We start from the raw sequence: 25,025 nt of genomic DNA on the forward strand, positions 1-25,025 counted from the left end.
GCGTGCCGTTCGCGTTTCTGCCGCTATGCGATAGTCCGAACGAGCTCCATCGCACTTAACGCGGCTGGTTCTGCGGAGGTGGTGTCATAGACCTCCCCTTGCTCTTGATGTGGACGTTGCGCGTCGCTTGTTTGCGACCATTGGGATGGTCCTCCCGTGACGCAAGACTGTCAAGCAAGATCAATGGTGCGCAAATCACATTTGAGGGCGCGTTCCATTCCACCGCGACGGATTCGCCGCTGCCGAAACACGAGAAGTGGACGAGTTACGAGACCGCCCTTCCCGCCGCTGTGGAGCGCTTCTGCTACGGTGGCCCGCGGGTCCTGAGGAATTTGGGGATGATGACATCATGCCCCTGTTTTGCCCGACGTGTCAACGATTTCGTTAAATCCGCAAGCGCACGCTATCCTTCAAGTCATTGATTTCGCTATCCCCGGCTACTGTGCATGGGGTTGTTTTCGCGTTTTTTGTTTCTTGCCCGCCTTCTCCTCGTTCTCCTCCTTCTCCAGCGCCTTGCGCACCTCATCGAATTCGCCCAGCGAGGCCTTGTCGGCGCGGGGGAAGCGCAGATCGAGCTTTTCGAGCGCCGCGACGATGGCCGACCCGATCACGACGCGGGCGAACCATTTGTGATCGGCCGGCACGACATACCACGGCGCATGCGGCGTTGCCGTGTGCCGGACGATGTCCTGATAGACCGCCTGGTAGCGCGGCCACAGCGCGCGCTCCTTGATGTCGTCCATCGAGAACTTCCATTGCTTGGCCGGCTCCTCCAGCCGGTCGAGGAAGCGCTCGCGCTGCTCGTCCTTGGACAGGTTGAGGAAGAATTTCAGCACCACGGTGCCGTTGCGACAGAGATAGCGCTCCCACGCAGAGATGTCCTCGAACCGCTCCTTCCAGATGCTCTTGGTGACGAGCTTTGGCGGCAGCTTCTCCTTGGCGAGTATCTCCGGGTGCACCCGCGTCACCAGGCATTCCTCGTAATGGGAGCGGTTGAAGATGCCGATATGGCCGCGCTCCGGCAGCGCGACCGCGTGGCGCCAGAGGAAGTCGTGGTCGAGCTCTCTGCTGCTCGGCGCCTTGAAGGCACTGACTGCGCAGCCCTGCGGATTGATGCCCTCGAAGATCGCCTTGATCGCAGAATCCTTGCCGCCGGCGTCCATCGCCTGGAACACGATCAGCACCGACCAGCGGTCCTGAGCGTAGAGCTTCTCCTGAAACGCGATCAGCCGCTTCTTGTTGGCGTCGAGAAGCTCCTGCGCCTTCTCCTTGTCGAGATCGCCCTTCTCGTCGGTCTTGTGGTCCTTGAGATGAAACTTGCCCGAACCGTCGTAGCGGAATGGCGTGATGTAGCGGTCAAGTTCCTGGGCGAGCGATTTGGACGGCTTCTTGCTCATGAGCGCGGGGCACCTTGCGTTGCGGCTTCAATCGATCGAGCAAGCTACCAAGGATGCCCTTCGGAAGGAATATGATGAAAAGCACCAGCAGCACGCCGTAGACGAGATTGTCCCAGCCGACCGCCTTGGTGCCAAAGCCGATGCGCAGGGTCTCGGCCAGCATAATCGTGATGATGGCGCCGAAGGTCGGACCGAGCGAAACGAACAGGCCGCCGACGATGGCTGCGAACACCATCTGGAGCGACACCGCGATGCCGCTGACGGTGTCGGGCGTGATGAACATCTGGTACTGGCAGTAAAGCGCGCCGGCCAAGGCCGTCATCAGCGCGCTGAGCAGCGTGATCTTCAGCTTCTCCGCCGTGACGTCGACGCCGGCGGCGGCCGCGGCGTCCTCGTCCTCCGAAATCGCCTCCAGCGCATAGCGGGCCATGCTGCGGTCCACCCAGTGCCAGACCACGATGCCGAACAGCCAGACCCCGAGCGCGATCAGGTACCAGGTGATCTTGTCGTCGAATTGCAGCGACCAGAGCTTGTTGCCGGCGGCCCGGTTCGGCGTGTAGCCGAGCGACCCGCCGGTGTAATCGCGCGTCGCCGTGATGACCTGGAGCACGATGCCGGAGAGCGCCAGCGTCACCAGCACGAAATAGTGCCCGGTGATGCGAAAGCGAAAACAGGGATAGCCGACGATCAGCGCCAGGGCGCCGGCCGCGGCCATGCTGACGGGAATGCCGATCCAGGGCGACCATCCCAGGTGATTCCAGAGCAGCGCCGTGACATAGGCGCCGATGCCCATGAACCCGCCATGGCCGAGCGAGACCAGGCCGAACCGCCCCATCATCGACCATGACGTATAGGCGAACGACCAGATCAGGATCAGCACCATGATGTGCAGATGATAGGGATCGCGATAGACGAAAGGCAGCGCGGCCAGCGCCGCCAATCCGATCCCCCAAGCTGCAAGCCGTCCCCGCCCCATCATCGGCGCCTCGCAAGCAGGCCCGCGGGCCGGATGAACATCATGACGATGAAGAACGCGAAGGCGAGCACGTAGCCCCATTCGAGATCGGAGAACAGGCCGCCGAGCGAGATGATCTCGGCGAACACGAAGGCGGCGATGAAGCCGCCGATGAAATTGCCCAAGCCCCCGAGCACGCAGATCAGGAAGGTGATCGGCCCGAACGACAGACCGACGAAGGGATGCACATCATATTGCAGAACCAACAGGCAGGCGGCGAGCCCGGCCAGCCCACCGCCGATCGCGGATGTAATGAGATAGATGCGCTTCGTGTCGACGCCCATCAGCGCCATGATCTGCCGGTCCTGCGAGATCGCCCGGATCGCAGTGCCGGTGAAGGTCCGCGTCATGAACAGATAGACCGCGACCATGCCGACCAGCGCGGCCAGGAAGGACAGAAGTCGTGCGTAGCTGAAATTCATGTCGCCGAAAGCGAGCACCGGCAGGCGGATGCCGAGGTTGCGGAAGTCGATGCCGAAGGCGACGGTGGCAAAGCTCTGCAGCACGAACAGCACCCCGCCGGTCGCGAGCAACTGGTTGATCGGCGGCGCCGTGAGCAGCGGCGCGATCACGAGGTAATGCAGCGCCGCGCCGAGCAACGCGACCAGCAGGATGGTGAGCGGCGCGGCGAGGAAATAGCTGATGCCGTAATACTGCACCAGGAAATACATCGCGTACATGCCGATCATCACCAGCTCGGCGTAGCAGATCCAGGTCACGTCGATGACGCCGAAGATCAAATTGAGCCCGAGCGCGAGTAGCGCCAGCACGCCGCCGAGCAGGATGCCGTTGATCACGGCCTCCAGCAGGTAGATGTCGAAAATGTCCAAAAATGCTTGCATGCCCCGATGAACCTCACACCCCGAGATACGCTTCCTTGACCGTGTCGCTCGCCAGCATCTCGGCCGAGGTGCCTGAGGACCTGATCGTGCCCGCCTCGATCAGATAGGCGCGATCGACCACCCGCAGCACCTGCTGCACATTCTGCTCGACGATCAGCACGGTCAGCCCGCTGGCGCGGATCCGCTTCACCAGCTCGAACACCTGCTGCACCACGACCGGCGCGAGCCCCGCCGACGGCTCGTCGAGCAGCAGCAGCTTTGGATTCGACATCAGCGCGCGACCGATCGCGCACATCTGCTGCTCGCCGCCGGACATGGTGCCGGCCATCTGGTGGCGTCGCTCCTTCAGGCGCGGAAACAGCTCGAACACCACGTCCAGCCGCTCGGCATAGTGGCCGCGCGCCTCCTTCATGAAGGCGCCCATCTTGAGATTGTCGTCGACGGTTAGCTGCGGAAACAGCCGCCGGTTTTCCGGCACATGCGCAATGCCGAGGCTGACGATCTTGTGTGGCGGCGTGGCCACGACGTCGACGGCTTCCATTCTGATCGACCCGCGCGAGGGGCGGATCAGCCCGGAGATGACACGCATCAGGGTGGTCTTGCCGGCCCCGTTGGGCCCGATAACGCCGACGGCCTCACCCGCCCTCACGTCGAGATCGACGTCGAACAGTGCCTGGAAGGTGCCGTAGCCGGCATTGACGCCGCGGAGCTCCAGCATCATTGCACCCCCGCGCGGCGGCGCGCTGCGGCGGCCGCCGCCTGCGTGGTCTCGGCATCGGTGCCGAGATAAACCTCGATGACGCGGGGATCGCCGGCAACGGCACTCGGCAACCCTTCCGAGATCTTCTCGCCGTGATCGAGCACCATGACGCGATCGACGACGCGCATCAGCACGCCCATGATGTGTTCGACCCAGATGATGGTGATGCCGAGTTCGTCGCGGATGTTGCGCAGCATGTCGGCCGCCTGACCCATCTCGGCCTCGTCGAGGCCGCCGAGGCTCTCATCGGCCAGCAGAAGTTTGGGCGCGGTGGCGAGTGCTTTCGCCAGTTCGAGCTTTTTCAGGCCGGCTGCGCCCAAGCCATCGACGCTGGCATGCCGATCGGTCGGCAAGCCGACCATCGCCAGCGATCGCTCGGCCGCCTCCTCCGCCCTGGCACGGCTGTGGCGGCCCTGGCCGTAGAATCCGGCGAGCGCGACGTTCTCGAAGATCGTCAGGCGGCGGAACGGCCGCGGGATCTGGAAGGTGCGACCGATACCGGTGTTGATGATCCGGTGCGGCGGAAGGCCTGCGATCTCGGAGCCGCCGAACAGGATCGAACCGGACGTCGGCGCCAGCGTACCCGAGAGCATATTGAAGATCGTGCTCTTGCCCGAGCCGTTGGGGCCGATCAGACCGAGGATCTCGCCCTGATCGACTTTGAACGACACATTGTTGACGGCGGTGAAGCCACCAAACCGCTTCACCAGCCCGTTGACTTCCAGCACCGTCCCGCTCTCCTCTCTGCGCCCATTTGCGCTACTGGTTGCTGTAGGTGGTGCCCTTCGGCAGCGGCAGCACGGCCTCGCGCTGCGCCTGGCTCTTGGGCCACACCACGGAGGATTTGTCGTCGATGTATTGGATCACGACCGGGAACGAGCGCTCGTTCTGCCCGGCCATCGGCGTGCCCTCGCCGTAAAACTTGACGCCGAAGCCGAGCATGGTGCCGCCCTCGGGAATATCGGTATCGAGCGCAGCCTTGCGCAGCGCATCCGGATCGACCCCGCCATATTTCTTGATCGCGCGCGGCAGCACGTCATTCATGAACACATACGTGTTCGACGCACCGATGCCGACATGCGCCGAGCGAATAGCGACGCCGGGCCGGATCTTGTCGAACTCCTCGCCGACCATCTTGATCACGGGCGGGAGCTTGGGATCCATGGTCTTCTGGTTGGCAAGCCAGATCGAGATCGGGTCGGTGTTGAAGATGTAGGTGGCATCCGCGCCCATGCCTTCCTTCAGCTTCTCATAGACGCCGTAACCCGCACCGTGCCCCATCAGCGCGCCGAACTTCAGCCCCTGTTCGCGCGCCTGACGCAGCAACAACGTGATATCGGGGTTGTAGCCGGTGTGGAAAATGACGTCGGGCTTGGCGCGCTTCAGCTTGGTCACCAGCGCGGAGAGGTCGGGCGCGGTGGCCGAATAGCCCTCCTTCATCACGACGTTGAAGCCCGCCTTCTTCGCGCCGGCCTCGTTGCCCCTGGACACGTCGACGCCATAGGCGCCGTCTTCGTGAATGATGGCGACGCGCAGATCCTTCGGCTCCTTGTCGAACTTCGCTTTGGCGTTCTGCGCGATGAAATCCATCGTCATCATGCCGAACTGATCGCCGCTCGCCTGCGGGCGGAACACGTATTTGTAACCCTTCTCGTTGAAAACGGCGGACGAGATGCAGGTCGTCATCCACATGAACTTCTTGAGCTGCTCGACGCGGGCCGCGACCGGCACGCATTGCGCCGAGGAGAAGAAGCCGAGCACCATGTCGACCTTCTCCTGCTCGAGCAGGCGGACGGATTCGTTGATCGCGATGTCGGGCTTGCTCTGGGCGTCGGCATAGACCGCTTCGATCTTGTAACCCTCGACGCCGGTCTTGGCGAAATGGTCGAGAACGATCTTTGCGCCGATATAGCCGAGTTCAGAGCCGCCGCCGGCGAGAGGCCCGGTCAGATCGAACACGACGCCGATCTTGATCTTCTTCTCTTTGCCTTGATCCTGGGCCTGGACGGACAGCGCCAAGCCCGTCGCTGATATCGCGACCAACAGCCCACGCACCAAACGGGCAGCCATGCGCACGCGCATCAGAACCTCCCTGGACGATTGTGCATTGCATTCTTTTGGTTTTGTATTTTTACCCATCACATGGGCTGGGCGCAGCGATGTCAAGCCTCGCGCATCAGCGCGACGCGAACTGCTGCTCGACAAAAGCCGTGACAAATCGCGGCATGGACGGCGTGAGATCACTCATCCCGCGCACGAGATGGATAGCCGACAGCTCTGGCTCGGCCTCGGCCGCCAGATTGGCTTCGATCCGCGCACGCGCCACATCACCCGGCATGTCCAGGTTGATAATTTGCAGCATCGCAATCGTTGGGCCAGTGACGACGCAATGCCAGTCGGGCTCGATCCGATAGTCGGCCGCGGTCAGGCCGGTCTCTTCCTCGAGTTCGCGGATCACACTGCCGGGAATGTCCAGCGTGTCACCCCTGACGTCGCCGAGATCGGGCGTGCCCGACGGGAAATAGATCCGGCCTGCATTGGCGGTGTGCTGCGCCATCTCGCCCATGACGAAGGCGCCGTCGGAGGTGAGCAGCGCGCCCATGCCAAAGCCGTTGAACACGGCCTTGTCGGGAAAGCCCCAGTCGCGCCAGGCGAGGAAGCTCGCGAAATCCGTCTCGAAATAGGTCGTAGAAAGATGGCCGTCGGCGAACATCGCATCGCGCCCGAGCAGGACGCCACCGTTCCAGAGTTTTGGTCGTTCGCGCTGCTTCTCGGCGAAATGCGCCGCGATCTCGTCACGCCGCTCCTCCGCGAACGGCCAGACGATCGGCCGCACGGCAAGATCAAGCGTCGTGACGCGATGGATTGTCAGTGACGTCATGACGCCTGGTTACCGAGACTTCGCGTCAGTTATTTGGCGCTCCCCGTGGTCTTCTTGGCCTGCTCGACATACTTGTTGGTGAAGGTCTTGCTGACGTCGATCTTGGCGTTGGCGACCTCGGGCGATCCGACGCTGAACACCGCGAGCACGGCGTCAGCGCCCTTCGGATCCATCTTGCCGGTCTCGGAGTACATCGGGATCGTGTTCTTGAGTGCCGCGAGATAGAGGTCCTTGTTCTTGCCCACCGTCTCCTCCGGCATCTTCGCCATGATCTCCTCGGGCGAGTGCGAGTGGATCCAGGCGAGCGTGCCCAGGATCGCGTTGGTGAGCGCCTGCGTCTCCTTCTCGTGGCCGGCGACCCAGGCCGCGGTCGAGTACAGCGCGCCGCCCGGATATTCGCCGCCGAAGGTCTCGAGCGTATCCTTTTGCGTGCGGGTGTCCGAGAGGATGCGCAGATCCTTGTGGCTGCCCTGGAGCACGGTCACGGACGGATCGAGCATCACGGCCGCGTCGATCTGGCCCTGCTCCATGGCAGCGACCGCAGTGGCACCGAGGCCGACGCCGATCACGGCGGTGCTGGCGGGATCGACGCCGTTCTTCTTCAGCATATACTTCAGGAAGAAGTCGGTGGAGGAGCCGGGCGCGCTGACGCCGACCTTCTTGCCGGCGAGGTCCTTGATCGACTTGATCTCGTTGGTGTGCGACGGCGACACCACCAGCACGAGGCCGGGATAGCGGTCATAGACGACGAATGCCTGAAGCTCCTGCTTCTTGGCCGCGAGGTTGACGCAATGGTCGAAATAGCCGGAGACCACGTCGGCGCTGCCGCCGAGCACGGCCTTGAGCGCGTCCGAGCCGCCCTTGAGGTCCACGAGCTCGACATTGAGGCCGGCCTTGTCGTATTCGCCGAGCTGTTTTGCCAGCACCGTCGGCAGGTAGCACAGGCAGGAGCCGCCGCCGATTGCGATCGTGACCTTGCTTTGCGCCGCGGCAAGACCGGTGGTGAGCGTCAGCGCGAGTAGCGCGCCCGCGAGCCTGGCTATCGTGTTCTTCATTGGTTTCCTCCGTTCGGCTGGCGGCACCATAGAGCAGCGGGACTGGCTTGAGAAGCAGGACCGAAGGCGCTGGCCATCGGCCTTTCGGCGCAATAGCATGAGCCCACAAGAACAATTCTTGATGGGGAGGATCATCCATGAATCGCCTTGCAATCGGACTGTCGATCGCCACCGCTTTTGCCGCCGGGTGCGGCGCAACCCACCTGCTGCGGCCGGCGCTGGCTGCGGAAAACATCACTCCGCAGATCATCCATACCAGCGAGATGGAGGGCGACGCGCTCGGAAACGCGAACGCCGTCGGCTTCCGTTCCAAGATGTTCGCGAGCGCCGATGGCGCCACCATCTCGATCCAGGTCGGCAATGTGCCCAAGCACATGCATCCCAACACCAACGAGATCCAGTACATTCTGGAGGGCACCGGCACGATCTGGTTCGGCGACAAGGAAGTCACGGTGAAGCCGGGCGACCTCGTCATCATCCCGAAGGGGACGCCGCATGGCGGCACCAAACCGATCAGCGGACAGGTCAAGGCGATCGCGATCAAGACGCCGCCGCAGGCGCCCGACGACACCAAGTTGCTGGATTGAACTTTCGCGATCCGGGCTCGCGCGACGCGCGGGCCCCTTTCGGCCTAGCCGCGCCCGTCCACGGTCGGGCGCCAGACCAGCAGTCTCCGCTCCACCAATGTCACCCCAAAATCGATCAGGATGACGAAGGCCGACAGCACGAACATGCCGGCGAACACGCCGGCGACGTCGAAGATGCCCTCGGCCTGCTGGATGAGATAGCCGAGCCCCGCCGCGGATCCAAGATATTCGCCGACGACCGCACCGACCACGGCAAAGCCCACCGACGTGTGCAGCGAGGAGAACATCCACGACAGCGCCGAGGGCCAATAGACGTGCTGCATCAGCTGCCGCTCGCTCATGCCGAGCATGCGGCCGTTATCGAGCACGGTACGGCTGACCTCCTTGACGCCCTGATAGACGTTGAAGAACACGATGAAGAACACCAACGTCACGCCGAGCGCGACCTTGGACCAGATGCCCAGCCCAAGCCACAGCGCGAAGATCGGCGCCAGCACCACACGCGGCAGAGCGTTGACCATCTTGACGTAGGGATCGAACACCGCGGCGACCAGCGGCTGGCGCGCGAACCAGAAGCCGATCAACACGCCGCCGGCCGATCCGATCACGAAGGCCAGGATCGATTCCGTCAGCGTGATGCCGAGATGCTTCCAGATCACACCGGACGAGAACCATTTGACGATCTGGGCGAAGACATCGACCGGATTGGAGAAGAAGAACGGCGGTAGCAGGATCTTGCCGAACACGGGCACGGTCGAGAGTAATTGCCACAGCGCGAGGCAGACCACCGCGACCAGCACTTGCAGCGCAAGGAGAGTGACGCGCGACATCACACCGCCTCCGCCGCTTGGGTGGACTGCGCATAGCCCTTCATGACCTCGTCCTTGAGCACGCTCCAGATCTCGCGATGAAGCGCATGGAATTCCTTGTCCAGCCGCACTTCGAAAATGTCGCGCGGGCGCGGCAGGCTCACGCGCCAGTCGCCGATGATGCGGGAGGACGGCCCCGCCGACATGATCACGACGCGGTCGGCGAGCGCGATCGCCTCTTCCAGATCATGGGTGACGAACAGCACGGCCTTGCGGTCGGCGTTCCAGAGGTCGAGCAGCAGGTTGCCCATCACCTGCCGGGTCTGCGCGTCCAGCGGACCGAACGGCTCGTCCATCAGCAGGATCTTTGGATCGCGGATCAGCACCTGCGCCAGCGCCACGCGCTTGCGCTGACCGCCGGAGAGCATGTGAGGATAGCGGTTGGCGAAGGCGCCCAAGCCGACCGAGGTCAGCCATTTCTGCGCCCGCGGGAGTGCCTCGCTACGCGGCGTGCCGCTGACTTCGAGCCCGATCGCGACATTGTCGAGCGCGGTCTTCCAGGGGAACAGCGCATCGGCCTGGAACAGATAGCCGGCATCCCGGTTCAGCCCGGCGAGCGGCTGGTCGAATATTTTGACGCTCCCGGCAGCCGGCTTGAGCAGGCCGGCCGCGACGTTGAGCAGGGTCGATTTCCCGCAGCCGGTCGGGCCGACGATGGCGACGAACTCGCCCTGCGCGACCGTCAGATGCGCCTTCTCCACCGCCGTATAGACCCGCCCGTCCCCTAGCTGGAACGCGACCTTGGCATCGTCCAGCGCCACTGCCGTAGGCGTTATCATGTGTTCCCTCCGAACTTGGCCCGATGCCTTAGCCGCTCGCGCGGCCAAGTTCAATCAAGCCGCCAAGCGTGCTACGCATGGGCGTTGTCATCCCCTCCCTCCTCCAATCCTTGGGGCGGGTCAGCGCAGTGAGGCCCGCCCGATGCCGTCCAGGCCGATGATCGGCTATGCCCACGTCACCAAGAGCTTCGACGCGCTCAAGGCCGTGGACGATGTGTCACTCGATATCGCCGAAGGCGAGTTTGTGGCCGTCGTCGGCGGCTCGGGGTCGGGCAAGACGACGCTGCTGCGGCTCGCCAACCGCCTGATCGAGGCGGATGGCGGCACGATCACGGTCGAGGGCGATGACGTGCAGTCGGTCGATCCGGTCGCGCTGCGGCGCCGGATCGGCTACGTCTTCCAGAGCGGCGGGCTGTTCCCGCATCTGAGCGTCGCCGACAATATCGGGATCACGCCGAAGCTGCTCGGCGTCCCGGCAGCGGATATCGCGACGCGAGTCGATGAGTTGCTCGAGCTCGTGCAGCTCGACCGGGCCGCGCACCGCGAGCGGCTGCCGGATGCGCTCTCGGGCGGCCAGCGCCAGCGTGTCGGCGTGGCGCGGGCGCTCGCGGCACGGCCCCGGATCGTGCTGATGGACGAGCCATTCGGCGCGCTCGACCCCCTCACCCGCGATGCGCTCGGCGACGATTTTCGCGAGCTGCACCGCAAGCTCGGCCTGACCACCGTGATGATCACCCACGACATGACGGAAGCGATTTTGCTGGCCGACCGCATCGCGGTGATGCGCGGCGGAAAGCTGCTCGCGCAGGGCACGCCAGCGGAGCTTTCGAAAAGCAGCGACGCCTACGTACTGGAGTTGCTGCGGACGCCGCGACGCCAGGTCGAGCGATTGAACGCGCTGCTGCTACAGAGCGGGGCGGCATGAGCCTTTTCACCGATCCGCGCTGGGGCGAGGCGCTGGGACATTTGCCCGACTATCTCGGCAACCACGTCCGGGTGAGTCTCGCTGCACTTGCGCTCGGCCTGATCGTCAGCCTGCCGCTGGCGATCCTGACGCGCAACCGCCCTACCCCGCGCGCAGTCCTGCTCGCGCTCGCCAGTATCGTGCAGACGGTGCCCGGGCTGGCGCTGCTCGCGCTGTTCTATCCGCTGCTGCTGCTCGCGGCCTCCCTGGCGCTGGCCTGGTTCGGCGTCTCCTTCTCCGCTTTCGGCTTCCTGCCGGCGATGCTGGCGCTGGCGCTCTATTCGATGCTGCCAGTGCTGCGCAATGGCATCACCGGCCTCAACGGCATCGATCCCGCGCTGATCGAGGCTGCCAAAGGCGTCGGAATGACCGCACGGCAGTCGCTCGTGATGGTCGAACTGCCGCTGGCCCTCCCCGTGATGATGGCTGGCATCCGTACCGCCGCAGTGTGGGTGATCGGCACCGCGACGCTGTCGACCCCGATCGGGCAGACCAGCCTCGGCAATTATATCTTTGCCGGGCTCCAGACCCAGAACTGGGTGTTCGTGCTGTTCGGCTGCTTTGCCTCGGCCCTGCTGGCGCTCGCCGTCGATCAACTGCTCGGCCTGATCGAGAGCGGCGTGCGCCGGCGCAGCCGCGTGCGTACCGCGCTTGGCGCGGCCGGGATCGCGGCACTGGTCGCCGCAACATTGGTGCCGACGATGGGGCGCTCGTCGCAAAGCTATGTCGTGGGCGCCAAGACGTTCGCCGAGCAGTACGTGCTGTCGGCGTTGATGCGGGACCGGCTGCAGGCGGTCGGTCTTTCCGCCGTCGCACGATCCGGTCTCGGCTCGAGCGTGATCTTCGAGGCATTGAAGGCCGGTGATATCGATCTCTATGTCGATTATTCCGGCACGCTCTGGGCCAATCAGCTTCACCGCACGGACATCAAGCCGCGCGCGGAGCTGTTGGCGGAGCTGCAGACGACGCTTGCGAAGGAGAACATCACGCTACTCGGCGAGCTCGGTTTCGAGAATGCCTATGCGCTGGTGATCCCGAAGAAGCGGGCGGAGGCGCTTGGCATCCGCACCATCGCCGATCTCGCCGCGCATGCTTCGACCCTGTCGATCGCCGGCGACTATGAGTTCTTCTCGCGACCCGAATGGGCGGCGCTGCAAAAGGCCTATGGCCTCTCGTTCCGCGCCCAGCGCCAGATGCAGCCGGACTTCATGTATGCGGCGGTCGCCAGCGGCGAAGTCGATGTCATCGCGGGCTACACCAGCGACGGGCTGATCGCAAAATACGATCTGGTTGCGCTCGACGATCCCAGGCACGCGATCCCGCCCTACGATGCCATCCTGCTGCTGGCTCCGAAACGCGCCGGCGACGAGAGGCTGCGGGCCGCGCTGAAACCGCTGCTCGGCAAGATCGACATCGCGACCATGCGCGAAGCCAATTTACGCGCCGCCGGCAATGATGCGAATTCGTCGCCGGATGCGGTGGCGAGGTGGTTGTGGGAGAAGGTGGGTGGGCGGTAGGCCGTGCCATTCATTCGACGACGTTGGAAAGACGCTACAACCCCCGGATCATCCCCGCATCGATCAGCAGCCGATTCAGCCGGCGCGCTTCGGCACCGTCCTTGCAGCCGTAGAAGATGCCCTTGCAGCGGAGCATGATCTCCTTCTGCTCGGCGAAGGACGGATCGAGCGGGATGCCGGCGGCTTCCTGGATGACCAGCGGCAGATACGGGCCATCGACCGTGTCCATCACGGCCTCGCTCTTCACCGGCTCGAAATTGACGGCGTCGATCGCGTAGTAGGTCGCGTAGAGACGTGGGTCGTAGGCGTCGAGCTTTTTGCCGATTGCACCCTCGTCGAGCCCGGGCTCGAGGATAGCAGGCGCAAACTCGGGCTGATGATCGCCGTAGCGCACGATCAGGAAGGGTTCGCCGGGAAATTTCTTCTTCAGGCCCGCGAGGAAAGCCTTGTATTGCTCGGCACTCATCGCCTGCCGGCGCAGATATTCGTCGATGGACGGCACATTGCCCGGTGCGGGCCAGTTCGGCAGCAGATCCGGGCGGAAGCGCGTCTCCCACGGAAAATGATTGGCGCCGAGGTAGATGAAGGTGAACAGCGGCTTGTTCGGCGTCCGCTCGCCCATCAGCCGGAGCGCCTTGTCGTAGAAGAAGCTATCCGGCTCGACATCCTTGGCGCCGAGATCCTTGGAGTCGAGGAAGCGTTCGACGCCGGTCGTCATCTGAAAACTGCGCGCGGCCATGAAGCCGCCATAGGCGGGGTAGAGCGACATCGTATCGTAGCCGCAGCGGCGCAGCGCCAGCGGCAGACCGCGCTCGACACGGCCTGTCGCGATGCGCGTCACGAAATAGGCGAAGCGGCCGAACGAACGCGACGACAACCCCGCGAGCACATTGTATTCGGTGAACCAGCTCGGCCCGCCATTGCTCTCGGCCAGAAAGGTGCGCTCCTTGCCGTCCCAGGATTTGAAATGGCTGCCGTAGCCAGCCGGCACCTTGATGCCCTGCGCGGCGCGGATGTCGAAGCTCGATTCATCATGGACCATGATGATGTTCGGCCGCCGGCCGGCGGGATGGCAGGCATCGACCAGCGGCATGTTGAGCCGTTCGTTGGTCGAAGCGGCCGACTCCATAAAGCCGTATTGCGCGAAGTCGGAGACCGCGCTGACGCCGGAGCGGAAGAACTTCGAGAGATAGCCGTCGTCGTAATAGCCGCGCCAGGCCTCGTCCGGATGATAGAGCGAATAGCCGACCAGCGCGGCGAGGCAGGCGAGCTTGCAGGCGAGCGCCGGCAGCCTGCGGATGCGGAATGGGTCGAGCCACCACAGCGCATACATCAGCGGCAGCGTGACGAGGCCGGCCCCGATCACCGACCAGCGCAAATTCGGGAAGATCGTGAACAGGAACGCGACCGTGTCGCGGTCGATCATCATCAGGTCGATGAAGTTGACCGTCATCTGCACGACGTCGTGCTTCAGCCGTGACAGCAGCACCAGCACCACGACCATGGTCAGCGACAGCGCACCCGAGAGCGCCGGACGCCGCAGCAGCATGATCCAGAAGAAGTTGAGGATGCCCCAGGCCAGCACGAAGGAGAGCCGTGCACCGAAATCCGTCTCGGTCTCGTACATCAGGACGAGCGCGGCGAGATGCGGCGCCGCAACCGCGAGCAGCCGCCAGATGCCGAGCGCGGCGACGCTCGCCAGTACGGCGGTCGTGGCAGAAGGACCTGGATTGGGCGCGGACGCCATCGACGACACGCAACTGCTGGTCCGGCACGGTGATGCCGAGCCGGCTGACCGGGCCTGCGGCGTTCGGCGCAGCCGGAAGGCCTGCACCGTGTCATAAAACTGTAATTGAACGGTCACGGACAAGCAACGCGTGTCGCGATCCGACCTTCGCTTAATGTTAGCGATGGGCGAATGGGCCGCATGGGCCAGCCACGCTTAAGCTTTGGCGATGCCCGCGATGAAGAGGTCGATGACCCTCTCCGCCATCCGCTCGATCTCGCCTCCTCCGGGTCGGCGGCGGGTGCCTGTTCCAGCGCCACCTCGATCTCGGCCCGAAAGCGCGGCTGCGCCTCCTCGGCCGCCGCTGACATGAACGCGCCGCGGTTGGGGAAGTGCCGGAATGATGCCCCCGGCGAAACCGCGGCCCGACGTGCGGCAGAGGCGGGCTGAACGTCGGTCAGCCCTGCGGCAGCAGCCCGAGCCGCTTGGCGATGATGCGGTCGACCACACGTTTGGGCAGCGTGGCCGTCATCAAATGTCGCATCCGGTCCGGCGTGATCTGGTAGCGAACCTTGGGCCTCTCGGCGGTGAGCGCCTCGAAAACGACCTCGGCGATCCGCTCGGCCGGCAGCCCGGTCTCGCCGAGCTTCATCATGAACGCCCTGACCTTGTTCAGCGCCGGCAGATAAGGCGAGTTCTGGTAGACTGAGAGATCGATCTGCTCGGCCTTACTCCAGATCGGCGTCTTCACCGCGCCGGGGGCGACGATGATGGCGTCGATGCCGAACAGCATCAACTCGCGGCGCAAGCTCTCCGACAGGCCTTCGATGGCGTGCTTGGAGGTGCTGTAAGGCGCCGACAACGGATTGCCGTTCTTGCCCGCGACCGAGCTGATCATCACGATCCGTCCTTTCGGCCCCTTCAGCGACGGATCGGCGCCGAGCAGCGGCCCAAAGGCCTGCGTCGCGATGACCGGGCCAATGACGTTGATCTCCATCTGCCGGCGGAAGTCGTCGACCGACAATTCGAGCACGGGCCCCGCCACCGCGACGCCGGCGTTGTTGACGAGACCGGCCAGCGTCTCACCGCCCAGAGCCTCGCGGACTTTTCGCGCAGCGGCGAGGACCGCCGCCTCGTCGGTGACGTCGAACAGCAGCGGCGTGAAGTTCGCACCGAATTCACCCATGAGCCGATCCGCATCGGCCTGCTTGCGGACACTACCGAAAACACGATAGCCGCGCCCGACCAGAAATTTCGCAATGGCCCAGCCGATGCCGGTGGACGCGCCGGTGATGACGACGGATCGCATGGTCTTCCCCCCAAGAGCTCCCGCATCATGCAGGGGAAAGGTGCTGGGGCGCAACGCCGTTAGTGGACAGGACCCGGGCCGGCACGCTCACGGAGCCTGTAGAACTGGAGTGCAGCCTTCGCCGTATTTGGACTCAACCGAAGGAAGCTCGCGAAGCACTGCTCCAATCGCTCTCGGCTCTCGTGAGCCTCACCGGGGTAAAGCGTCAGGATTGCCTTCGTCGTGTCCCAGGACAGACCGATCGCCTTCGCGAGGATGAGAATCTGCTCGGGCTGCGAACGGACCAGCGCACGCTCAATCGCTCCGATCGGCAGGTCGCTCATGAGCGATAGCGCGACAGCCGTCTTGTCCAAGCTTCGCTCGCCGATGAAGCCGAGTACGCGTGCCTCGTCCAATTGCCCACTCGAATACAAGGACGTCACCTCGGCCAACGCCCGGGCGTGCTCGCTGGAGCCTGCCCGCGCCATCGCTTGCAGCTCATCGGAGCCCTCCGCAATTGCACGCCGGGTCAGAGCTGCCTGGCGGGGATCGGCCGCCTCCAGCTTGGATCTCACCATCTCAGATGCATGGACGAACAACTTCAACATGGTCTCACGAGGAATATCGGGCCGAGCCCAGATGCACATCGCGAGCGCGCCATTGTCCCGCGCCCGGCTGAGGAGCTTGGACATTCCGTTAGTCGAGAAGCTGGCGCCGTCGTTGCCGGCGGTCCGCATGGCGACATCGTTGTTGCCGCGCTCGAGGAGGGCATCGGTGACGGGTTCCGTCAACAGGCTGCGGCCGGCGATAGCCAGCAGATGATCCTGGCTCTTGGTCCGCGCATTCTCCGCCAAGCTCGCCTCGTCGAGCTGTGGTGAGTGCTCCAGGACCGGCGCCGCCACCTCGGGCGCGTCGTCAAAGGCCAGCAAGCGGATCGTCCGACGCGGCGCATCGGGCAATCCTGAAAGCCGGCTCCCGAACGCCGCTCGCGCGGCGCATTCGATATTCTTGAGGAGCGCGCTCATCACCTCGTCGAACAGGTCGATCTGCTCGTCGGTGAACTTGCCTGAGCCGACCACGAAGAGATCGGCGACCTGGCGCAGGAGTTCGGCGCGCTTCGACAGCTCCCGGCTCGCCAGTGCGATCTCGAGCCGGTCGATCAGACCGTTCTCCAGAGTCATCTCTCGTGTCCTGGCGGTTGAGTTGCACGTATTTCGACGGAGGTCATGGGATCACGCGACGTTTCGCGCCTGTAACGGTGAATCGAAACAGATTTCGGAATTCGGCACGGGCCGTCCGATCAGATAGCCCTGTACGTAGTCCACTCCTGCCGCAAGGAGGGCGTCCAACTGCGCTGGGGTCTCGACGCCCTTGGCCACCGTCGTGACATCAAGACCGCGCCCCAATGCCACAGCGGAGGCGACGACCGCGGCGCAATCCCTTCGCGTCGTGCAGCCCTGCACGATCGCCCGGTCGATCTTGAACTTGTCGAATGGGAAACTCTGGAGGTAGCTGGCCGCGGAATAGCCTAGCCCGGAATTGTCGAGGACGACGCCGACACCGAGGTTCTTCAGTTGTCGGACCGCAAGCAAGTGAGCCGCAGGATTCCCGCCCAAGAGCGCAGCGTCGGGAATTTCGAGTTCGAGGCGTTCGGGCGATAATCCCGATTCAACCAGCGCGCACAGCACGACGTCGAGCACATTACTCCTGTGGAACTGGGCGGCACCCATGTTGACGGCGACTCTGATGTGCGCCGGCCAAGCGGCCGCGTCCAGGCAGGCCTGTTGCAAGATCCATTCACCGAGCGGCAGCATCAATCCAGCCTGCTCGGCGACATCGAGGAACTGCGAAGGCGCCAGCACGCCCCTCGATGGATGGTGCCATCGCACGAAGCATTCCAGCCCGGTCAGCGCGCGCGTTCCGGCCTCGATCACCGGCTGGTAGTGCAGCTCGAACTCGTCGCGGGCCATCGCCTCCCGCAACTCGCCCTCCATCGACTTCTGTGTGTCGGCAGCCACGGTCATTTCCGGCTGGAAGATTCGGAAATCATTCCGGCCTGAGGATTTCGTCGCGTAGAGCGCGACGTCCGCCTTCTGTAGTAATATCTCCGCGTCGATGCCGTGCTCGGGCGCGAACGCGATGCCAATGCTGGTACCGACGCTGACACGGTTGCTGCCAAGATCGAACGGTTGCTCGACCAGACGAATGATCTTCAGCGCCAGCGCGATGGCACCTTCTCTCTGATCGCTTTCGTTCTCCTGGATGATCGCAAATTCGTCGCCACCGAGGCGGGCCAGCACATCGGTATCTCGCAGTGATGAGCTCAGTCGCTGCGCGACCTCGATCAGCAGCTGATCGCCTGCGGCGTGACCGAGCGTATCGTTGACGAGCTTGAACCTGTCGAGATCGAGCATCAGCACGGTAAACGTCGTGCCACGACGCTGCGACCGCCTTGCCGCTTCATCGAGCTTTTCCGCAAACACGGCGCGGTTCGCCAAGCCGGTGAGCAGATCGTGCTGGGCCAGATATACGATCCGCTTCTCGTTTCTCGCCCGATCGGTGATGTCCTCGTGGGTCGTGAGCCAACCGCCGTACTGCATCATGTGGCGAGCAATCGCGATCACCCGTCCGTCCGCAAGCTCCCGCGTCTCACTGAGCTGCTTGACGTTCTGATCGAGATAGACCTCCGGCGCGACATCGACGAAATGCGTGCCTTGCTCGCGGCGATATTCGAGAATTTGCGCCAGTGTGGTTCCGCGCCTTATCCGATCGGGGTCAATATGGTAAATGTCGCAATAGCGCGCGTTCGACACCACGATCCTCTGCTCCGCATCGAACATGCAAAGCCCCTGAGCCATGTTGTTGAGGGCGGCATCAAAGCGCATGTTGATCGCCTCGAGTTCAGCGGCCTTCTGCGCCAACATTCTCTCGGCGCTCTTTTGCTCGGTGACGTCTTCGTGCGTCGCGACCCAGCCGCCATCCGGCAACGGCTTGCGCTGGATCAGTATCTGCCGGTGGTCTCTCAGCTCGTAGTCCTGCTGGCGCTGGGTCGGCATCAGCCGGACATGCTGGTCGACGCTGAGCGGACTGGCTTCGCCGCGATCCACGTAGTGCTGCAATATGAGTTGCAGGGGCGTACCGGGCCTGACGAGTTCGTCGGGCAGACCGTACATCTGCTGATAGCGACTATTCGATACCACGAGGTTTTTGTCTGCATCGAACAGGCAGAGCCCTTGGGACATGTTGCTGATGGCGACGTCGAAACGCGTGTTGATGCGTTTTAGCTCGGCAGCATTTTCCGCCAGCAAGGTCTCGTCGCGCCGCTTCTCCGTGATGTCCTCATGGGTCGCGACCCAGCCACCATCCTGCATCGGCGTACGCACGATCGAGATGATCCGGCCATCGGCGAGCATGACGATCTTCGGAGTCCGGTGTCTTGCGCCGTCGAGGAATTCCTTGACGTCGAGATCACCCCCGGCGCTCTTGTAGTGGCCGACGATGCTGCCGAGCGGCGTTCCAGGTTCGACCTGCGCCTCAGTGAGATCATACATCTCACGATAGCGGCTGTTGGCGATCAGCAGCTTCTCATCGGCGTCGAACATGCTGAGCCCATGCGGCATGTTGCTCAACGCCGCGTCGAAACGGGAACTCGCGGCCGCGAGTGCGTTTGTTTGCCGTCGCAGCAGCAAGGTTCCGATCAGGATGATGGTGACGATCGCGGCAGCCGGCGGGCCGAAGGTGTAGAGATGCCGATACCACGGCTGCAGCACGTAATCACGCGAATAGGTCACGACCAGAACCAGCGGCAGCCCGGATACGGCCTTGTAGGCCGCAATGCGGTTGATGCCGTCGACGGGACTCGTCAGTTCGTATGAGCCCGCTTCCGAGACTGGCAGATACTGGGTAAACATCGGGCCGCCAGCAACAGACATGCCCAGCACATCTTTCTGTTCCGGCACGCGCGCCAGGATCCGTCCGTTGCGATGGATCAACACGACGGAGCCGCCCGGGCCCAGATTGATCTTGCGATAGATCTTCAACAGATAGGATTGATCCAATGGCGCGGTCACGACGCCCGCAAAGCTCCCATCCGAATTGTTCAACCGGCGCGACGCCGCACTGAACCATTTATCACCGCCTGCCGACCGATAGGGCGGCGCAACGAACAACTCGGTGCCAGCGCCATCGCGTTGCGCGATGAAGTGCGGCATTTCGGAGATGTTGCCGCGCGGCGGCGCACGGTCGTAGGAGTGCGCAACGACGGCTCCGGATGCGTCGGTCCAACCAACCGCGACCAGGATCGACGAGCTCTTGACCAGTTGACGGAGCGCGGTGTTGGCCGCGCCGGCGTCGGCGTATTTTCCGGACAAGGAATCGTTGCGGATTGCCTGCGCCTCGAGCAGGACACGATCGATGTCTTCGAACGTCACTGCGGCATGCTCGGCCAGGATGGCCGAAAGATTGAGAGCATCGGTTTTCGCAGAGGCGACCGCTTCTCGATAGCGAGCAGCCAGATCAACCAGAAACAGGGTGACGACAACGAAAGAAAACAGCAGCCCCAGGATCGTGACGGACGATCCTGGCGACCCGGCCAGCCTTCGCCAAGCTCTCAGCATTACATTTCTGTGGTTCGAGCGATCAGCTTCCACCATCGCCCGGTCGCACTAAGATTTGGTTGAGTTGCCTATCGCTAATTCACTCCGTAATCGTACGGAACTACGGCAGTAACTGTGTCGCAATGTTCGAAAAAGCTTTAGAAAAACGCACCATACTACCGTGTAGAACCGGTTTCAGCAGGGCGCCTCGCGTGCGCGGTGAGCTAAGATCATTAGCGAGATCGCGCGGAGGCGGGACGGCGTCTCGCCACGTCATTCCAAGGCCGGCGTCCGCGCAAGCGCGGGAAACCGGCGAAGATGGACGGAGGCCCGGGGGCGCTCCGTCGCGCCCCCGGTAACCACGTCGTTGCCGTTAGTTCTTGCTCTTGTCGACCAGAGCGCCCTTCTTGATCCAGGGCATCATGTCGCGCAGCTTGGCGCCGACTTCCTCGATCGGGTGTTCGGCGAGCTTGGCGCGGGTCGCCTTGAACGAGGTCTGGTTGACCTTGTTCTCGAGCATCCAGTCGCGGGCGAACTTGCCGGACTGGATGTCGTTCAGAACCCGCTTCATCTCCTTCTTGGTCTCGTCGGTGACAATGCGCGGACCGGTGACGTACTCGCCGTACTCGGCGGTGTTGGAGATCGAGTAGTTCATGTTGGCGATGCCGCCTTCATAGATCAGGTCGACGATCAGCTTCACTTCGTGCAGGCATTCGAAATAGGCCATCTCCGGGGCGTAGCCGGCTTCGACCAGCGTCTCGTAACCGCCCTTGATCAGCTCGACCAGGCCGCCGCAGAGCACAACCTGTTCGCCGAACAGGTCGGTCTCGCACTCTTCCTTGAAGGTGGTCTCGATGATTCCGGCACGGCCGCCGCCGACGGCGGAGGCGTAGGACAGGCCGAGGTCGTGGGCGTTACCCGAGACGTCCTTGGCGATCGCGATCAGGCAGGGCACGCCGCCGCCGCGCTGATACTCCGAGCGCACGGTGTGGCCGGGGCCCTTCGGCGCGATCATGAGAACGTCGAGATCGGCGCGCGGGTCGAGCAGGTTGAAGTGGACGTTGAGACCGTGCGCGAAGACGAGGGCGGCGCCCTTCTTCATGTTGTCATGCAGGTGCTCGCGGTAAATGTCGCCCTGAAGCTCGTCCGGGGTCAGCATCATGACGAGGTCGGCCCATTTGGCGGCCTCGGCGACTTCCATCACCTTGAAGCCGGCAGCTTCCGCCTTCTTGGCCGAGGCCGAACCCTTGCGGAGCGCGATCGCCACGTCCTTGACGCCGGAATCCTTCAGGTTCAGCGCATGGGCGTGGCCCTGGCTGCCATAGCCGACGATGACGACCTTCTTGCCCTTGATCAGGTTCAGGTCGGCGTCGCGATCGTAATAAACACGCATGGTCGTTTCCTCGTTCAGGGGCCGAAATCGGCCGTTGGTCAGGTCTTGTCAGTCAGGTCTCGGACGGTGAAATTTGCGGATTTCGGGGGCTGTCTAGAGCATTTTCGGCCCCCTGGGAAACCCGTTTCTGCATGGAAAGTCGGGGCATCATGCATCCATGACCACGGGATAGAGGGACGCCAGCAGCAGGATGGCCATCAGGATGTTGAAGGCGCGGACCAGCCGCACGGAGGTCAGGACCGCCCGCAATGCGGTGCCGAAGAAGACCCAGGCTACCGTCGAGACCGTGCCCACGAGCAGGCTGATCAAGGTCTGGATCGCGATGTTGAGCGGGAATTGGGCGATAGCCGCATAGGCGGTGATGGTGCCGATCACGATCACCCAGCCTTTTGCGTTGATCCATTGGAACATGGCGGCGCCCAGGAAGGTCATCGGACCCCGGCCGTCTCCCTCGCCCGGCTTCGCCGGACCCGATAAAGCGATCACGGCGGAGAGGTAGACCAGGTAGGCGGCACCGGCATATTTTAGAATGGTCTGCAGGATCGGATAAGCCAGGAACACTGTGCCGAGCCCGAAGCCGACCGCTGCAATCATGAAGGCGAAGCCGATGACGACGCCGGCGATGTGGGGAATCGTGCGACGGAAGCCATAAGTCAGCCCCGAGGACAGCAACATGATGTTGTTCGGCCCAGGCGTGAAATACATCACGGCCATGAAGGCGAGGAAGGCATACAGCAGCGACTGGGACATGCTTACCTCACGCGGCCTTCGGCTGCGGTCCTCTGGGGTACCGCCTCGGGGCGCTTCGCCAGCACCATCACAGCGATACCGCCGATCACCGTGAGCATGCCGGCAAGGCGCAGCGGACCGAAGCGCTCGCCGAACATGATGCTGGACGCGGCCGAGCCGACGAACGGCACCAGCAGCGCGAACGGCACCACTTGCGCGGTGGGATAGTCACGCAGCAGCCGGCCCCACAGCCAATAGGCGATACTGGTGGAGATGCCGCCGATCAACAGCAGGCAAATCAGGCCGGTGAGCGACATGTGGATCAGCGACTGCCAGGTCGGCGTCGGTCCGTTGACGACCAGCGTGAGCGCGAACAGCGGCACCGCGGTGGCAAGGCACAACCAGGCGAACAGATCGAACATCGGCACGCCGCGGGCGCCGCGCAGCAGGATATTGCCGACCGCAAAGCTGACCGGCGCGATCATCAGCACGGCGAAGGCACCGACGCTGAAATCATAGCCGACCGTGCCGCAGATCATCAAAAGCCCGACGGCTGCGATGACGATGCCCAGCGTCTGAACCGGCGTCGGCCGCTCGCCGAATGCGATCGCGGCAAAGCCGACCGTGAACAGCGCCTGGCTCTGCACGACGACGGAAGTCAATCCGACTGGCACGCCATGGGCGATGCCATAGGCCTGGCTCAGAAACTGGCCGAGAAAGAGCGTAAAGCTGATCGCGATCAGGAGCGACCAGGCGACTTTCGGCTTGCGGATGAATAGGCACGGGACCGCGGCAATGGTGAAGCGCATCGCCGTCATCAGCTCCGGCGAAAATTCGTCGAGCGCGATCCGGCTCGCCACAAAGGCAAGCCCCCAGATGATCGCCACCAGGATGGCGATGAGGATGTCGGCCGGCTTCATTCCAAACTCCTAACCTCTCCCGCTTGCGGGAGAGGTCGCGCCGAAGGCGCGGGTGAGGGTTCTCTCCTCTTGGGGATTCTCGATTGCGGAGACACCCTCCCCCCAGCCCTCCCCCGCAAGCGGGGGAGGGAGCGCAGCTACATCGTAGTTGCAGTTTGCTCTCACAGCTTTAGCCTTGCTCGCCGGCCTTTACGTGGAAGAATTGGGTTTTCGCAGCAGATAAGTGCCGTGCATCGGGGCGTGATAATCGGCCGAGACAATCGAGAAGCCGACGTCGGTCAGCATCCGTTCCATGACCCAACCAAAAGTGGAATACTCGTCGCGCATGTGGGTGACGACGCTTTCACGCGGCACATCGTGGTTCTTGATCTCGAAGTCGGCCCATTGCTCGACGTCGCGCTCCAAGGCGTCGGGCATCGAGGCGTAGACGATGTCCCGCAAATAGAACGTGGCACCGGGCTTGAGCGCGCGATAGATCCGCGACATCGCCACCGCCTTCCAGAAATCCGGCAGATGGTGCAGCGTGAACTCGCTGACGATCAGGTCATAGGATTCCGACCGGTAGGCGAAGCTGAGCAGGCCGGCGGACTGCGTGCGCACGGGCGCCTTGCGGTCCCGAGCATAGATCTCGGCGAGCGCCAGCATTGCGGGCGAGATGTCGATGGCGTCGACCTCGGCGCCCATCAGCGCCGCCTCGGTCGCAAGCACGCCGTTGCCGCAACCGATATCGGCGATGCGCCAGCCGCGCTGGACCCCGAGCATTTTCAGCGCCGCGCGCGCCCGTAGATCGGCATCGTCGTGACTGTCGTAGATCGAGGCCACTGCAGGCCCGATCCCCATCCGGTTCCGCTCGTTGTAATACCAGTCGCGCGCCAGCATGGCTCACATTCCTTCAGGCCCGCGACCAATCGCGGCAACACCGGTGCGCGACACTTCGACGAGGCCAAGCGGACGCATCAGGTCGATAAACTGATTGATTTTCTCGGTATTGCCTGTGATCTCGAACACAAAGCTCTCGGTGGTGGCGTCGATCACGCGGGCGCGGAATGCGTCCGCCAGCCGCAGCGCCTCGACGCGATGCTCGCCCTGTCCGCGCACCTTCACCATCGCCAGCTCGCGCTCGATCGAGCGCTTGGTCAGCGTCATATCGACGACGCGATAGACCGGGATCATGCGGTCAAGCTGATGCTTGATCTGCTCGATCACCATGGGCGTACCGGTGGTGACGATGGTGATGCGGGAGAGATGCTTCTGGCTCTCGGTCTCCGAGACCGTCAGGCTCTCGATGTTGTAGCCGCGCCCCGAGAACAGGCCGATGACGCGCGCGAGCACGCCGGGCTCGTTCTGCACGAGCACCGAAAGCGTGTGCGTCTCGTTCGGGTCGTGGCGCTCCTCGATGAAATAGGCGGATGCGGGCTGGTTCATTGTCGTCCCCTTCATTCTCGTCGTTACGCCGTCGCCCGACGAGCGACCGGCGCATCCGTCCCGACCCAACCGCGGAACAGATCGAAATCGATATTGCCGCCGGACAGCACGAGACCGACGCGCTTTCCCGACAGACTTGCCTTTTCCCGAAGCGCCGCGGCGAGCGCGGCGGCGCCGGGGGCGGCGGGGGGGGGGGTTGTTTTTGTACCGCGCGCCAGGGATGGGCCCCGCCGATAAAAATGAAAAAACCGGCCGCCAAACGAGGCCCCCAGGAGGGTGTAAC

General features: G+C 63.5%; 22 protein-coding genes and 1 pseudogene. 3 read left to right on the forward strand and 20 right to left on the reverse strand.

The genetic code is table 11. The features are described 5' to 3' along the window. Positions 1–437: 437 nt before the first annotated feature. The 8 genes from AC0L30_RS21965 to AC0L30_RS22000 all read right to left on the reverse strand — a co-directional run bounded on the left by AC0L30_RS21965 (position 438) and on the right by AC0L30_RS22000 (position 7,950). Positions 438–1,397, reverse strand: coding sequence for a polyphosphate kinase 2 family protein (locus AC0L30_RS21965; protein ID WP_007601037.1), 960 nt, complete (start codon positions 1,395–1,397; stop codon positions 438–440). Then, on the reverse strand, positions 1,357–2,376 hold the full coding sequence (locus tag AC0L30_RS21970; protein ID WP_473405201.1) for a branched-chain amino acid ABC transporter permease: 1,020 nt from the start codon (positions 2,374–2,376) through the stop codon (positions 1,357–1,359). The genes AC0L30_RS21965 and AC0L30_RS21970 overlap by 41 nt, the downstream gene beginning before the upstream one ends. Next, positions 2,373–3,254, reverse strand: a complete 882-nt coding sequence (locus AC0L30_RS21975) for a branched-chain amino acid ABC transporter permease (RefSeq protein WP_027519515.1) — start codon at positions 3,252–3,254, stop codon at positions 2,373–2,375. The genes AC0L30_RS21970 and AC0L30_RS21975 overlap by 4 nt, the downstream gene beginning before the upstream one ends. A gap of 13 nt (positions 3,255–3,267) precedes the next feature. Further along, on the reverse strand, positions 3,268–3,972 hold the full coding sequence (locus AC0L30_RS21980) for an ABC transporter ATP-binding protein (protein WP_473256020.1): 705 nt from the start codon (positions 3,970–3,972) through the stop codon (positions 3,268–3,270). Further along, on the reverse strand, positions 3,972–4,742 hold the full coding sequence (locus AC0L30_RS21985; protein WP_473405202.1) for an ABC transporter ATP-binding protein: 771 nt from the start codon (positions 4,740–4,742) through the stop codon (positions 3,972–3,974). The genes AC0L30_RS21980 and AC0L30_RS21985 overlap by 1 nt, the downstream gene beginning before the upstream one ends. Before the next feature lie 31 nt (positions 4,743–4,773). Beyond that, the gene (locus AC0L30_RS21990; RefSeq protein ID WP_473405203.1) at positions 4,774–6,096 is read right to left on the reverse strand and encodes an ABC transporter substrate-binding protein; all 1,323 of its coding nucleotides are present in this window, start codon (positions 6,094–6,096) and stop codon (positions 4,774–4,776) included. Positions 6,097–6,190: 94 nt separating this feature from the next. Continuing rightward, the gene (locus AC0L30_RS21995; RefSeq protein ID WP_473405204.1) at positions 6,191–6,895 is read right to left on the reverse strand and encodes an NUDIX hydrolase; all 705 of its coding nucleotides are present in this window, start codon (positions 6,893–6,895) and stop codon (positions 6,191–6,193) included. Positions 6,896–6,924: 29 nt separating this feature from the next. Then, positions 6,925–7,950, reverse strand: coding sequence for an ABC transporter substrate-binding protein (locus tag AC0L30_RS22000; RefSeq protein WP_219683481.1), 1,026 nt, complete (start codon positions 7,948–7,950; stop codon positions 6,925–6,927). A 137-nt stretch (positions 7,951–8,087) separates the two neighbouring features. Between AC0L30_RS22000 and AC0L30_RS22005 the strand changes: the two genes are divergently transcribed. Then, complete coding sequence (locus AC0L30_RS22005; RefSeq protein WP_007601007.1) at positions 8,088–8,537, forward strand: cupin domain-containing protein; 450 nt, start codon at positions 8,088–8,090, stop codon at positions 8,535–8,537. Between the two features lie 44 nt (positions 8,538–8,581). On the opposite strand, the gene AC0L30_RS22010 is transcribed toward AC0L30_RS22005, so the two are convergent. Both AC0L30_RS22010 and AC0L30_RS22015 read right to left on the reverse strand, forming a co-directional pair. Continuing rightward, entirely contained in the window at positions 8,582–9,367 is a 786-nt protein-coding gene (locus AC0L30_RS22010; protein WP_007601005.1) for an ABC transporter permease, read from the reverse strand. Then, entirely contained in the window at positions 9,367–10,185 is an 819-nt protein-coding gene (locus AC0L30_RS22015; RefSeq protein ID WP_007601003.1) for an ABC transporter ATP-binding protein, read from the reverse strand. Before AC0L30_RS22015 ends, AC0L30_RS22010 begins: the two co-directional genes overlap by 1 nt. Before the next feature lie 142 nt (positions 10,186–10,327). Here AC0L30_RS22015 and AC0L30_RS22020 point away from each other — a divergent pair, with 142 nt between their 5' ends. Beyond that, positions 10,328–11,110: an ATP-binding cassette domain-containing protein gene (locus AC0L30_RS22020; RefSeq protein ID WP_473405205.1), complete on the forward strand. Its 783-nt coding sequence runs from the start codon at positions 10,328–10,330 to the stop codon at positions 11,108–11,110. After that, complete coding sequence (locus AC0L30_RS22025; protein ID WP_473366991.1) at positions 11,107–12,666, forward strand: glycine betaine ABC transporter substrate-binding protein; 1,560 nt, start codon at positions 11,107–11,109, stop codon at positions 12,664–12,666. Before AC0L30_RS22020 ends, AC0L30_RS22025 begins: the two co-directional genes overlap by 4 nt. 34 nt (positions 12,667–12,700) lie before the next feature. Here AC0L30_RS22025 and AC0L30_RS22030 read toward each other — a convergent pair whose 3' ends face one another. The 10 genes and pseudogenes from AC0L30_RS22030 to AC0L30_RS22075 form a co-directional block, all read right to left on the reverse strand. Further along, entirely contained in the window at positions 12,701–14,413 is a 1,713-nt protein-coding gene (locus tag AC0L30_RS22030; protein ID WP_473256011.1) for a sulfatase-like hydrolase/transferase, read from the reverse strand. Between the two features lie 436 nt (positions 14,414–14,849). Continuing rightward, positions 14,850–15,701, reverse strand: coding sequence for an SDR family oxidoreductase (locus AC0L30_RS22035; protein WP_473405206.1), 852 nt, complete (start codon positions 15,699–15,701; stop codon positions 14,850–14,852). A gap of 59 nt (positions 15,702–15,760) precedes the next feature. After that, positions 15,761–16,861 carry a DUF2336 domain-containing protein gene (locus tag AC0L30_RS22040; RefSeq protein ID WP_007600994.1) on the reverse strand — a complete coding sequence of 367 codons (1,101 nt, stop codon included), beginning with the start codon at positions 16,859–16,861 and terminating at the stop codon, positions 15,761–15,763. A gap of 51 nt (positions 16,862–16,912) precedes the next feature. Next, entirely contained in the window at positions 16,913–20,296 is a 3,384-nt protein-coding gene (locus tag AC0L30_RS22045) for a bifunctional diguanylate cyclase/phosphodiesterase (RefSeq protein ID WP_246649119.1), read from the reverse strand. Between the two features lie 352 nt (positions 20,297–20,648). After that, entirely contained in the window at positions 20,649–21,668 is a 1,020-nt protein-coding gene (gene ilvC / locus AC0L30_RS22050; RefSeq protein ID WP_007600992.1) for a ketol-acid reductoisomerase, read from the reverse strand. A 147-nt stretch (positions 21,669–21,815) separates the two neighbouring features. Next, complete coding sequence (locus AC0L30_RS22055; RefSeq protein ID WP_007600991.1) at positions 21,816–22,418, reverse strand: LysE family translocator; 603 nt, start codon at positions 22,416–22,418, stop codon at positions 21,816–21,818. A gap of 2 nt (positions 22,419–22,420) precedes the next feature. Next, the gene (locus AC0L30_RS22060) at positions 22,421–23,317 is read right to left on the reverse strand and encodes an EamA family transporter (protein WP_473405207.1); all 897 of its coding nucleotides are present in this window, start codon (positions 23,315–23,317) and stop codon (positions 22,421–22,423) included. Between the two features lie 189 nt (positions 23,318–23,506). Continuing rightward, entirely contained in the window at positions 23,507–24,196 is a 690-nt protein-coding gene (locus tag AC0L30_RS22065; protein WP_473405208.1) for a class I SAM-dependent methyltransferase, read from the reverse strand. Positions 24,197–24,199: 3 nt separating this feature from the next. Next, on the reverse strand, positions 24,200–24,742 hold the full coding sequence (gene ilvN, locus AC0L30_RS22070; protein ID WP_007600986.1) for an acetolactate synthase small subunit: 543 nt from the start codon (positions 24,740–24,742) through the stop codon (positions 24,200–24,202). A 23-nt stretch (positions 24,743–24,765) separates the two neighbouring features. Further along, positions 24,766–25,025: pseudogene (locus AC0L30_RS22075) on the reverse strand (hypothetical protein); the annotation flags it as partial.

It is taken from the genome of Bradyrhizobium sp. MI1.11, from assembly GCF_055811255.1.

Bases quoted from the DNA above. Each gene is read 5' to 3' on its own strand.
- AC0L30_RS21965 (WP_007601037.1), bottom strand. From the start codon at position 1,397: ATGAGCAAGAAGCCGTCCAAATCGCTCGCCCAGGAACTTGACCGCTAC.
- AC0L30_RS21970 (WP_473405201.1), bottom strand. From the start codon at position 2,376: ATGATGGGGCGGGGACGGCTTGCAGCTTGGGGGATCGGATTGGCGGCG.
- AC0L30_RS21975 (WP_027519515.1), bottom strand. From the start codon at position 3,254: ATGCAAGCATTTTTGGACATTTTCGACATCTACCTGCTGGAGGCCGTG.
- AC0L30_RS21980 (WP_473256020.1), bottom strand. From the start codon at position 3,972: ATGCTGGAGCTCCGCGGCGTCAATGCCGGCTACGGCACCTTCCAGGCA.
- AC0L30_RS21990 (WP_473405203.1), bottom strand. From the start codon at position 6,096: ATGCGCGTGCGCATGGCTGCCCGTTTGGTGCGTGGGCTGTTGGTCGCG.
- AC0L30_RS21995 (WP_473405204.1), bottom strand. From the start codon at position 6,895: ATGACGTCACTGACAATCCATCGCGTCACGACGCTTGATCTTGCCGTG.
- AC0L30_RS22000 (WP_219683481.1), bottom strand. From the start codon at position 7,950: ATGAAGAACACGATAGCCAGGCTCGCGGGCGCGCTACTCGCGCTGACG.
- AC0L30_RS22005 (WP_007601007.1), top strand. From the start codon at position 8,088: ATGAATCGCCTTGCAATCGGACTGTCGATCGCCACCGCTTTTGCCGCC.
- AC0L30_RS22010 (WP_007601005.1), bottom strand. From the start codon at position 9,367: ATGTCGCGCGTCACTCTCCTTGCGCTGCAAGTGCTGGTCGCGGTGGTC.
- AC0L30_RS22015 (WP_007601003.1), bottom strand. From the start codon at position 10,185: ATGATAACGCCTACGGCAGTGGCGCTGGACGATGCCAAGGTCGCGTTC.
- AC0L30_RS22020 (WP_473405205.1), top strand. From the start codon at position 10,328: ATGCCGTCCAGGCCGATGATCGGCTATGCCCACGTCACCAAGAGCTTC.
- AC0L30_RS22025 (WP_473366991.1), top strand. From the start codon at position 11,107: ATGAGCCTTTTCACCGATCCGCGCTGGGGCGAGGCGCTGGGACATTTG.
- AC0L30_RS22030 (WP_473256011.1), bottom strand. From the start codon at position 14,413: ATGGCGTCCGCGCCCAATCCAGGTCCTTCTGCCACGACCGCCGTACTG.
- AC0L30_RS22035 (WP_473405206.1), bottom strand. From the start codon at position 15,701: ATGCGATCCGTCGTCATCACCGGCGCGTCCACCGGCATCGGCTGGGCC.
- AC0L30_RS22040 (WP_007600994.1), bottom strand. From the start codon at position 16,861: ATGACTCTGGAGAACGGTCTGATCGACCGGCTCGAGATCGCACTGGCG.
- AC0L30_RS22045 (WP_246649119.1), bottom strand. From the start codon at position 20,296: ATGCTGAGAGCTTGGCGAAGGCTGGCCGGGTCGCCAGGATCGTCCGTC.
- ilvC (WP_007600992.1), bottom strand. From the start codon at position 21,668: ATGCGTGTTTATTACGATCGCGACGCCGACCTGAACCTGATCAAGGGC.
- AC0L30_RS22055 (WP_007600991.1), bottom strand. From the start codon at position 22,418: ATGTCCCAGTCGCTGCTGTATGCCTTCCTCGCCTTCATGGCCGTGATG.
- AC0L30_RS22060 (WP_473405207.1), bottom strand. From the start codon at position 23,317: ATGAAGCCGGCCGACATCCTCATCGCCATCCTGGTGGCGATCATCTGG.
- AC0L30_RS22065 (WP_473405208.1), bottom strand. From the start codon at position 24,196: ATGCTGGCGCGCGACTGGTATTACAACGAGCGGAACCGGATGGGGATC.
- ilvN (WP_007600986.1), bottom strand. From the start codon at position 24,742: ATGAACCAGCCCGCATCCGCCTATTTCATCGAGGAGCGCCACGACCCG.